The organism is Cupriavidus sp. 05L310 (assembly GCF_056398185.1).
In genome coordinates, this window is the sequence record NZ_JBFTOX010000049.1 from 63457 (window position 1) to 73440 (window position 9984).

At 62.9% G+C, this 9984-nt stretch carries 9 protein-coding genes; 3 read left to right on the plus strand and 6 right to left on the minus strand.

The genetic code is table 11. The annotated features are described in order from the left end of the window. Position 1: 1 nt before the first annotated feature. The 4 genes from aroC to AC1DS6_RS30070 form a co-directional block, all read right to left on the minus strand. On the minus strand, positions 2 to 1120 hold the full coding sequence (aroC, locus tag AC1DS6_RS30055; RefSeq protein ID WP_441627329.1) for a chorismate synthase: 1119 nt from the start codon (positions 1118 to 1120) through the stop codon (positions 2 to 4). A gap of 129 nt (positions 1121 to 1249) precedes the next feature. After that, complete coding sequence (locus tag AC1DS6_RS30060; protein ID WP_441627331.1) at positions 1250 to 1969, minus strand: glutathione S-transferase C-terminal domain-containing protein; 720 nt, start codon at positions 1967 to 1969, stop codon at positions 1250 to 1252. 66 nt (positions 1970 to 2035) lie between these two features. After that, positions 2036 to 3934, minus strand: a complete 1899-nt coding sequence (locus tag AC1DS6_RS30065; protein WP_441627333.1) for an MFS transporter — start codon at positions 3932 to 3934, stop codon at positions 2036 to 2038. A 227-nt stretch (positions 3935 to 4161) separates the two neighbouring features. Further along, positions 4162 to 4608, minus strand: a complete 447-nt coding sequence (locus AC1DS6_RS30070) for a CBS domain-containing protein (protein ID WP_045240037.1) — start codon at positions 4606 to 4608, stop codon at positions 4162 to 4164. Between the two features lie 202 nt (positions 4609 to 4810). Here AC1DS6_RS30070 and AC1DS6_RS30075 point away from each other — a divergent pair, with 202 nt between their 5' ends. Together AC1DS6_RS30075 and AC1DS6_RS30080 are read left to right on the plus strand one after the other, a co-directional pair. Continuing rightward, positions 4811 to 6121 (plus strand): O-acetylhomoserine aminocarboxypropyltransferase, encoded by a 1311-nt coding sequence (locus AC1DS6_RS30075; protein WP_276290389.1) that lies wholly within the window; start codon positions 4811 to 4813, stop codon positions 6119 to 6121. Next, complete coding sequence (locus AC1DS6_RS30080) at positions 6121 to 6945, plus strand: alpha/beta fold hydrolase (RefSeq protein ID WP_441627336.1); 825 nt, start codon at positions 6121 to 6123, stop codon at positions 6943 to 6945. The genes AC1DS6_RS30075 and AC1DS6_RS30080 overlap by 1 nt, the downstream gene beginning before the upstream one ends. A 448-nt stretch (positions 6946 to 7393) precedes the next feature. Here AC1DS6_RS30080 and AC1DS6_RS30085 read toward each other — a convergent pair whose 3' ends face one another. After that, on the minus strand, positions 7394 to 9001 hold the full coding sequence (locus AC1DS6_RS30085) for a peptidase domain-containing ABC transporter (RefSeq protein WP_441627338.1): 1608 nt from the start codon (positions 8999 to 9001) through the stop codon (positions 7394 to 7396). A gap of 6 nt (positions 9002 to 9007) precedes the next feature. Continuing rightward, the gene (locus AC1DS6_RS30090) at positions 9008 to 9508 is read right to left on the minus strand and encodes a cysteine peptidase family C39 domain-containing protein (protein ID WP_441627340.1); all 501 of its coding nucleotides are present in this window, start codon (positions 9506 to 9508) and stop codon (positions 9008 to 9010) included. 61 nt (positions 9509 to 9569) lie between these two features. On the opposite strand from AC1DS6_RS30090, the gene AC1DS6_RS30095 reads away from it, so the two are divergent. Further along, positions 9570 to 9767 (plus strand): hypothetical protein, encoded by a 198-nt coding sequence (locus AC1DS6_RS30095; RefSeq protein WP_477103725.1) that lies wholly within the window; start codon positions 9570 to 9572, stop codon positions 9765 to 9767. Positions 9768 to 9984: the final 217 nt, after the last annotated feature.

The window sequence follows — 9984 nt, forward strand, 5'->3', positions numbered from 1 at the left end:
CTCAGCGCGACTGGCCGGACTGCGGTGACTGGGCGGGGATGCGCGGAGTATCGACCTTGACATCGCCGCACTGGGCGCGATGGCGCAGCGCGTGATCGATCAGCACCAGCGCCAGCATGGCTTCGGCGATCGGGGTGGCGCGGATGCCCACGCAGGGATCGTGGCGGCCGAAGGTCTCCACCGTGGCGGGCTGGCCGGCCTTGTCGATGGATTCGCGCGGCGTGCGGATACTGGAGGTCGGCTTGATCGCCAGCGAGACTGTCACGTCCTGCCCGGTCGAAATGCCGCCCAGCACGCCGCCGGCGTTGTTGCCGCGGAATCCTTCCGCGCTGAGTGAATCGCCATGCACGCTGCCGCGCTGGCTGACGCTTTCAAATCCCGCGCCGATCTCCACGCCCTTGACGGCATTGATGCCCATCATCGCGTGCGCGATGTCGGCATCGAGCTTGTCGAACAGCGGCTCGCCCAGGCCCACCGGCACGTTGCTGGCCACTACCTCGATCCGCGCGCCGACGGAATCGCCGTCGCGCCGCAGCGTGTCCATATAGGTTTCCAGTTCCGGCACGATCTCCGCGTTGGGGGCGAAGAAGGGATTCCGCGGTACTTCCGCCCAGTCCACGAACGGCACGCGAATCTCGCCCAGTTGCGACATATAGCCCCGGATTTCGGTGCCGTATTGCTCGCGCAGCCATTTCTTGGCGACCGCCGCCGCCGCCACCACCGGCGCCGTCAGGCGCGCCGACGAACGGCCGCCGCCACGATAGTCGCGGATGCCGTACTTCTGCCAGTAGGTGTAATCGGCGTGGCCGGGCCGGAAGGTCTCGACGATATTGCCGTAGTCCTTGCTGCGCTGGTCGGTATTGCGGATCAGCAGGCAGATTGGCGTGCCGGTGGTCTTGCCCTCGAACACGCCGGACAGGATCTCGACCTGGTCGGCTTCCTGGCGCTGCGTGACATGGCGCGAGGTGCCGGGCTTGCGGCGGTCCAGGTCGATCTGGATATCGGCTTCGGTGAGTTCCATGCCCGGCGGGCAGCCGTCCACCACCGCGCCGATGGCCGGCCCGTGCGATTCGCCGAAAGTGGTGACAGTGAAGAGCAGGCCGAGAGTGTTGCCGGACATGATGGAGACCGCGGAGGGCGTGAGAATTGGGGAACGGGCTACATTGTAAGGCTTTTGCGGCCCGTCCGGCCCCGCCAGGCCGCACCGGGATGCGTCGCCCGGTCTTCAGGTGGTGCCCTCAGGCCCGCATCAGGCCGTCCGTACAGGAGCCAGGTCCGGGTAGTACCGCTCCCGCATGCGTGCCACGTAGGCCACCAGGTTGGGATGGGACTCGGCGGCCGTGCGGATCGGTGTCTCGAACAAGGGGCACAGCGCACCCGCCATGAACGCAAAGACGGTGGCATCGGCGCCGCATGGCTTGTCGCCCATCAGGAAGGGTTGCTCGCCCAGCACGTCGGCCACCGCCGCCACGTCCCGGCTGGCGATGGCGGCCAGGTCGGCCGGGCTGTGGCGGCCAAGCCCCTGCGTCCACAGGATGCGACGGATCTTGGAGCGCACAAAACGGATCGCCAGCCCGCGCAGCGGCCAGGGCACGGACCGGAAGAAAGTTGCCGGACCCCGCGCGAAATTGGCGTCATGGTTCCAGCGCGCGTCGGCCACTGCCCAGTAGAAGTTGTCTTCCAGCATCTTTTCCACCGCCCAGGCGGTGCCACGCTGGGCGGGCGTCAGCCCTTCATTGAAGTCGATGTGGTAGGTCTTCTCCAGGTGCCACCGGATCAGCGTGGAATCGGCCACCACGCGGCCCGCGTCGTCGAGATAGGGCAGCTTGCCCTTGGGCGCGCGCCGCAGGCCGCCACGCTCGGCACGGTACGGCAGGCCCGCGAGCCTGAGCAGCAGGTCGGCCTTGGTGACAAAGGGGCTGGCATCGGGCAGGCCGAATGCCGGCCCAAAGGTGTAGAGCGTGATCATGGTTGCCGACTCCTTTGGCTCGGCGACATCGGGGATACCCGCCGCTGCGGGCACTACGCTAGCGCCCTAGCGCCACTCGCCACGCAAGCCCTGCACCACCTGCTGCAGGCTCTCCGGCGTAGCCAGCTCCGGCGCGATCGGCTCACCCACCACCAGCTCGAGCCGGTTGAGAATGCCGCGCCGGAACGGGCGGGACATGGCCGAGCCACCCTTGCGGGAGAAGAAGCTGCCCCACAGCCCGCGCAGCGCCATCGGCACGACCGGCACCGGCGTACGCCGGATGATCTGCTGAACGCCCTGCTTGAAGGGGTTGATGTCGCCGGTGGCGGTGATCTTGCCTTCAGGGAAGATACAGACTAGGTCGCCCTCCGAAAGCGCGCGCGCGACTTCGTCGTAGGCACGCTCCAGCATCTGCGGGTCTTCGTACGCGGGCGCGATCGGGATCGCCTTGGCCTGGCGGAAGAACCACGACATCAGCGGCACCTTGAAGATGTTGTGGTCCATCAGGAAACGCACCGGCCGCGGGCTCGCGGCCATCAGCACTACCGCATCGGCAAAGCTCACGTGATTGCACACCAGCACCGCGGGGCCTTCGGCCGGGATGCGGTCGGAATTCACGCGCTGCAGGCGGTACACCGTGTGCACCAGGATCCAGGCGATGAAGCGCAGCAGGAATTCCGGCACCAGGCTGTAGATGTAGATGGCCACCAGCGCGTTCAGCAGCCCGACCACCAGGAACAATTGCGGAATGCTGAAGCCGGCCTGGGTCAGCACCACCGCCAGCAGCGAGGAGCCGATCATGAAAAAGCTGTTGAGGATGTTGTTGGCGGCAATGATGCGGGCCCGGTGGGTGGGCGCGCAGCGGCTCTGGATCAGCGCGTACAGCGGCACACTGTAGAAGCCGCCGAACATCGCCAGCAGGAACAGGTCGGCCAGCACGCGCCAATGGCGCGGGTCGGCGGCAAAGCCGGCGAGCCCGGACAGTTCGGCGTGCTGCTCGCCGTTGCTGGCCAGGAAGAGATCGACCGCGAACACTGTCATGCCGATGGAGCCGAACGGCACCAGGCCGATCTCGACGTGGCGCCCGGACAGCCGCTCGCACAGCAGCGAGCCGGTGCCGATGCCGAGCGAGAACACCGCCAGCAGCAGCGTCACCACATTCTGGTCGCCGCCCAGCACGTCCTTGGCAAAGCCGAAAAAGGAGGTCAGGAACGTGGCGCCAAGGAACCAGAGCCACGAAATGCCCAGCAGGCTCAGGAATACTGTACGGTTGCCATGGGCCAGCTTGAGGTTGCGCCAGGTCTCCGTGAACGGATTCCAGTTGATGCGCAGGTCCGGCTGCGGCGCCGGCGAATGCGGCACCCGCGCCGACACCAGCCGCCCGGCCAGCGCCAGCACCACGCACGCGGCCCCGACGTAGAACGGCCCGACGATCTTTTCGCCGTGCGTAAGGCCGGCCAGCTCGCCGCCCAGCAGGGTGCCAAGCAGGATGGCGACGAAAGTGCCCATTTCCACCAGCCCGTTGCCGCCTACCAGCTCGGTCTCGTCCAGGTGCTGCGGGAGGTAGGCGAACTTGACCGGGCCGAACACCGTCGAGTGCAGCCCCATCAGGAAAGTGCCAAGGTAGAGCAATGGCGCGCTGTGCATGGCAAAGCCGGCCATACCCAGCAGCATGATGCCGATTTCCAGGGTCTTCACCAGCCGGATCAGCCGCGACTTCTCGATCTTGTCGGCAATCTGGCCGCTGGTGGCGGAGAACAGCACGAATGGCGCGATGAAGATGGCGGAGATCAGGAACGCCGCGCTCTTGGCGTCAACGCCCTCGAACAGCGCGGTGTGGTAAGTAACCAGCGAAGTGAAGGCGACCTTGAAGAGGTTGTCGTTCATCGCGCCCAGGAACTGGGTCCAGAAGAACGGGCCGAAGCGGCGTGCACTGAGCAGGCGAAATTGGTTTTGTTGGCTCATGTAGGCAGGAAAGAGGTGACCCCGGCGAACCGGGCGGCCCGGTGGGCGCCCGGCGACGTCGCTGACAATGCTCGCACGGCGGCGGGCATGCCATTGCAAGGGATGCTTGCGGTACCGTGCAATACGCATCTCGACCGCGCCCCGCCCTGCCGGGGCCCACCAAGCCTCAACCGCCGTACGGCATCGCCCCCCCGGAAGCACTCCGATCCTCGCGCCGGCGCGGAGGCTCAATCGGTCTTTTCTTCCGGCCAGTCGCGGATATAAGCCTTGAGCATGCGGTTTTCGAAGCTTTGCTCCTCCACCACGGCCTTGGCGACGTCATAGAAGGAAATCACACCCATCAGGGTGCGGTTGTCCAGCACCGGCAGGTAGCGCGTGTGGCGCTCCAGCATCATGCGGCGGACTTCGTTGACGTCGGTCTCCATGGTGCAGGTGAGCGGCGCATCGTCCATGACCTTGCGCAGGCTGGTGGTGCCGACGCTGCCGCCATTGGCGGAAAGGGTCTTGATGATCTCGCGGAAGGTCAGCATGCCCACCAGGTCGCCGTACTCCATCACCACCAGCGAGCCGATATCGTGCTCGGCCATGATATTGACCGCCAGCAGCAGTGACGTCTCCGGCTTCACCGTATAGAGCGTGTTGCCCTTGATTTGCAGGATGTCGCTGACTTTCATGATGGTCTCCGCTTGCTGAAACTACTGTTTTGCTGTGTATTGCCTGCCGCGCCCGGCACGGCCTGATGCGCCGATCCTAGCCGAAACCGGCCGCCCAAGTAAAGCACGGGGTGCCGCCAGCGCCGCCAGGGCTATTTGCCGTGCTCGCCGGCGGCAGCGGATGCTACGATGCGCACCGGAGACAACTCTAGCCTTTAACGCCATGTCCGGTACCCGTTTCGACACCCTCGCGCTGCATGCAGGCGCCGCCCCCGACCCCGCCACGGGGGCACGGGCCACGCCCATCCACCTGACGACATCCTTCGTCTTCCGCGACAGCGAGCATGCCGCCTCGCTGTTCAATATGGAGCGCGCGGGCCATGTCTACTCCCGCATCTCCAACCCGACCGTAGCCGTCTTCGAAGAGCGCGTCGCCGCCCTCGAGAACGGCGCCGGCGCGATCGGCGTGGCCTCGGGCCAGGCTGCGCTGCACCTGGCGGTGGCCACCCTGATGGGCGCGGGCTCGCACGTAGTGGCGTCCAGCGCCCTGTACGGCGGCTCGCACAACCTGCTGCACTACACGCTGCGCCGCTTCGGCATCGAGACCACCTTCGTGCAGGCGCGCGATATCGACGCCTGGCGCGCGGCGATCCGGCCGGAGACGAAACTGCTGTTCGGCGAGACCCTGGGCAATCCCGGGCTGGACGTGCTGGACATCCCGACCCTGGCCCAGCTCGGCCAGGACAATGGCATCCCGCTGCTGGTCGACTCCACGTTCACCACGCCCTACCTGCTCAAGCCCTTCGACCACGGCGCCGGCCTGCTCTACCACTCGGCCACCAAGTTCCTGGGCGGCCACGGCACCACCATCGGCGGCGTGCTGGTGGAAGGCGGCACGTTCGACTTCGAGGCCTCCGGGCGCTTCCCGGAACTGTCCGAGCCCTATGCCGGTTTCCACAATATGGTGTTCACCGAGGAAAGCACGGTGGCGCCCTTCCTGCTGCGCGCGCGGCGCGAGGGCCTGCGCGACTTCGGCGCCTGCCTGAGCCCGATGGCCGCCTGGCAACTGCTGCAGGGCATCGAGACGCTGCCGCTGCGCATGGCCCGCCACGTGGAAAACGCGCGCCGCGTGGTGCAGTTCCTGGTGTCGCATCCGATGGTCGAGTCGGTGGCCTATCCGGAACTGGAATCCCACCCGGACTACGAACTCGCCAAGCGCCTGCTGCCGCGCGGCGCGGGCGCCGTGTTCAGCTTCAACCTCAAGGGCAACCGCGCCGCGGGCCAGCGCTTCATCGAGAGCCTGGCGCTGTTCTCCCACCTTGCCAATGTGGGCGACGCCCGCTCGCTGGTGATCCACCCCGCCTCCACCACCCACTTCCGCATGGACGCCGCGGCGCTGCAGGCGGCCGGCATCGGCGAAGGCACCATCCGCCTGTCGGTCGGCCTGGAAGACCCGGACGACCTGATCGACGACCTCAAGCGCGGCCTCAAGGCCGCGGAGAAAGCCATGAGCGGCAAGGGAGGCCAAGCCTGATGGAACTGACAATCGCAGGCCGCAAGGCCTATGCCTACACCGGCGGCAAACCCTTCGACCCCGCCCTGCCCTGCGCCGTATTCGTGCACGGCGCACAGAACGACCATAGCGTCTGGGCCCTGCAGACGCGCTGGTTCGCGCACCACGGCTTCAGCGTGCTGGCGGTCGACCTGCCCGGCCACAACCGCAGCGAAGGCGAGCCGCTCAAGACAGTCGAAGCCATGGCCGACTGGGTGATCGAACTGGTGCGCGCGGCCGGCGTGAGCGCCCCCGCCCTGGTGTTCGGGCACAGCATGGGTTCGCTGATCGCGCTGGAAACGGCCGCCCGCCACCCTGACGCGGTGCGCGGCATCGCCCTGCTCGCCACGGCCTACCCGATGAAGGTTGCCGACGCCCTGCTCGACGCCTCGCTCAACCGCGTGGACCAGGCCATCGCCATGGTCAATGCGTGGTCGCACTCCAGCCTCGCCAACAAGCCCTCCTCGCCGGGACCGGGCTCGTGGATGCAAGGCGGCAGCCAGCGCCTGATGGAACGCGTGGCACAACGCAACCCCGAAGGCCACGTCTTCCACAACGACTTCTCCGCCTGCAACGCCTACGCCAACGGCGACGCCGCGGTGGCCGCCGTGCGCTGCCCCACCCTGTTCATCAACGGCAGCAAGGACATGATGACCTCGCCCAAGGCCGCCCAGGCGCTCGCCGCCAGGATGGCATCGGCCAGCACGGTCACGGTGCCCTGCGGGCACGCGCTGATGGGGGAAAGGCCGGATGAGGTACTGGACGCGCTGGCGGCGTTTGCGCGCAAAGTGGTCGCCGCTGGTTGAAGGCGGCGGCATCGCGAGCGCCTGCCGCTCCGCCGGTTGCTCTCTCGCCTGCGGGAGAGCAACCGGCACGCCGCGCCGTGCCGACTTGCGCCTAGGAACCAGTCGCAGGGTAGTAGGCTCTCGGCGTTGGTGCGCAGCTTGGCCGTGTCCCCTCCGGTGTGCCTACGGGCTACCTCTGCGAGAGACTGGCTTCGGCAGACAACATTGGGCTTGATGGGTGAGCTTTGCTTCCCGCTGGGTAAGTTTGTTCCCTTGAAAGTCTGCTCGGCATATCGGCACCACGCTTTCTGACAGGAGGCGAAAATGGGGAGTTTACCGAGGTCGGACAAGCGAGGATGGGCATTGACGTAGGTAGCGAGCATCTACCAACTCGATCCGACCAATGCTCGGGCCATGGAAGCTAAAACCAGATCTCTCCGAGAGTGCTCTGATCCGCGATCATTGGTAGCTATCGGTCGTGTTCGCTGAAGTCAGTGATATCAATCACGCGATCGGCCATCGCAATGGTCTCCCGACGGTGTGCAATCGTGATGCGTGTTACAGTCAGGGTGCGGATAGCTTCATTGACTGCTCTCTCTGTTTCCACATCCAGATGGCTTGTAGCCTCGTCGAGCACCAGAATCCTGGCTTGCCGATATAGTGCACGAGCCAGAAGCACCCGCTGTTTCTGTCCGCCAGAAAGACTACTGCCCATATCGCCTGTTAGGGAGTGATATGCCATCGGCATGGCCAACACCTCGTCATGGATCTTTGCCGCTTTCGCCGCGGCATAAACGCGTTCGCGGTCAATGTGCTCGTCAAATCCGGAGATGTTATCCTGCAGGCTACCGGAAAAAAGTTGATCATCCTGCATTACAGCAGCAACCTTTTTTCGCCAATTCCTAAGGCCGAATTGATGTACTGGAATTCCATTTATTCGCAAAGATCCTTCCGTTGGTTCCAGTAGACCCAAAATGATCTTTGCAAGCGTTGTCTTTCCGCAGCCGGTGGCTCCAACAATTGCAACGTGTTCTCCCGGAACGAACTCGATGCTCAAATCCCGAAGCACCCAATTACTCCCGCTGCCATAGCGAAAGCCTATGTTTTCCAGCTTCAGAGAGAGAGGCGTGTGATCGTTGAACTCTCCAAGCTGCTCGGGCATGACGCCAGTCGTCTCTTCCTGCTCAGTTAGCACGATATCCGAAAGCCGCTCGACGTGAAGGCGAAGCATCCGAACCGACATGATGTTATCGATGAAACGCTGCATTCTGGAAGAAAATGCGTCCTTATAGGAAATGAATGCCATTAGCATACCAACTGTAAGTACACCGTTTATAACCATACCCGCCCCCCAACCCAATACCGCAATGCTCTCGATCCCGAAAACCAAGTTATACCCGGCGTTAAACGACAGGGCGAGTTCTTGATTTTTTGCGCGCCGATTGGCTGCCAAAGTGATAGCATTAAACCATTTAGAAATACGTACATCCTCAAGGCTCATCAGATTTATCACCTGAATCCCCCGGATGCTCTCGAGGAAATGAGTCTGTGCCTTTGCCTCATGGGTCATCACTTCATCGCTTGACCGATGATATGCTCCATGCGGAAGAATTCGTATTGCGGCGTATGCAATGACAGCGCCAATAGCTATGACACCTAGTTCTGGGCTGTAAACGAGAATAACAACGAGTGTCACTAGCGCGAACAGGCCGTCTAAAATGATCTCAACCAGCTTGCCTGTCACTGTCTGCTGGATGCTCTGCGTCGATTGGAAGCGCGAAATGATATCACCTGAATGACGCACCTCGAACCACTGGGTTGGCAGGTGGAGCAAATGCTTCATGACACGAGCAGCCCACTGTGTGCCGAATTGCACGGAAATCACGATACCCAACCAGCCGCGAGCCAGTTCTAGCCCCACCTTTATAAGGGTAGTGAGTACGGCCCCGATAACGAGCACCCATAACAACCCCATGTCCCCAGAAACAATGGAACCATCGACGATCCATTGGGTAAATAAGGGGGAAATAAGTAATGCAAGCTGAAGACTAGCCGCAAGCAGGAAAATCTGCCCCAAACTACGTCACAGCCCATTGAGACGTCCAACTAGTTGACGCCATCCAATCGCGGGATGGGGCAGTCTTGGCTCGAAGTCCGGAGCCGGAGACAGTTCTAATGCAATGCCGGTGAAATGTTTACTCACCACACTCATTGGTAGCTGCTGCTCGCCGCAAGCGGGATCGAAGATAGTCAGTTTCCCGCGCGAAAGACGCTTTAGGACAACAAAGTGACTCATGTCCCAGTGAAGCACACACGGCAAAGTGAGCTCCGTCAGCTCATGCATTTCTAGCCGCAACGGTCTGGCTATTAGCCCGATTGCGCTGCCGAGCCGTGCGAGGTCTGCCAAACTCATGCCTCGCATCGAGACGACAAACCTAGCGCGCAGCTCGTTCATCGAGAGAACTCGCCCATGGTGGGCAGCAACGTAGCCTAGGCACGCTAGCCCGCATTCAGTTGCGGTGGTTTGGAGATATGTAGACATGAGGAAAAAGTAGTCTGATCGGCCTCGGCGCAAAACCCGCATCTAGCGCTGTGAAGTCGCTTTCTATGTTCGCCTGGAATGCCATCGTCCCACGAACCCTGAGATGTCTATCCCCGATGCACTGAGTTTCTCGCCGGAGACGGACCTCATGAAGCGCGTCCAGTTTTCCTCGCTCCTCATTTCGCTCGCCAGAACAGAGAGCAATTCTCCTGTTACCGGCGAAGAAAGTGCATTACTCCGCACAGACGAGCGCATTTCCTCTCTATCCATTAAGGAGTTTTCTGAAATCCATTTTATGTAGTCGATCAGTTTTATGGTGTGAACTCCAGCGGCAATATGAAACGTTGGCTCACCGAGGGGGGTCGCGGAGCAATCCACCCAAGTTAAGCATCAACAATTAGGCATCAACAGGCCTTATAAGCAGCATGTCGATGAGGTTTGTGGCGAGGCGGACGAGGCTTGGCGCGATCCGGCCGCACGCGATGGATACGTGTTGCGATCACGGCCAAGGTCTCATT

What these genes read in the sequence shown, in the direction of transcription:
- AC1DS6_RS30070 (WP_045240037.1), bottom strand. Translation starts at nt 4,608, where the DNA reads ATGAAAGTCAGCGACATCCTGCAAATCAAGGGCAACACGCTCTATACG.
- AC1DS6_RS30060 (WP_441627331.1), bottom strand. Translation starts at nt 1,969, where the DNA reads ATGATCACGCTCTACACCTTTGGGCCGGCATTCGGCCTGCCCGATGCC.
- AC1DS6_RS30065 (WP_441627333.1), bottom strand. Translation starts at nt 3,934, where the DNA reads ATGAGCCAACAAAACCAATTTCGCCTGCTCAGTGCACGCCGCTTCGGC.
- AC1DS6_RS30075 (WP_276290389.1), top strand. Translation starts at nt 4,811, where the DNA reads ATGTCCGGTACCCGTTTCGACACCCTCGCGCTGCATGCAGGCGCCGCC.
- AC1DS6_RS30095 (WP_477103725.1), top strand. Translation starts at nt 9,570, where the DNA reads ATGTCTATCCCCGATGCACTGAGTTTCTCGCCGGAGACGGACCTCATG.
- aroC (WP_441627329.1), bottom strand. Translation starts at nt 1,120, where the DNA reads ATGTCCGGCAACACTCTCGGCCTGCTCTTCACTGTCACCACTTTCGGC.
- AC1DS6_RS30090 (WP_441627340.1), bottom strand. Translation starts at nt 9,508, where the DNA reads ATGCGGGTTTTGCGCCGAGGCCGATCAGACTACTTTTTCCTCATGTCT.
- AC1DS6_RS30080 (WP_441627336.1), top strand. Translation starts at nt 6,121, where the DNA reads ATGGAACTGACAATCGCAGGCCGCAAGGCCTATGCCTACACCGGCGGC.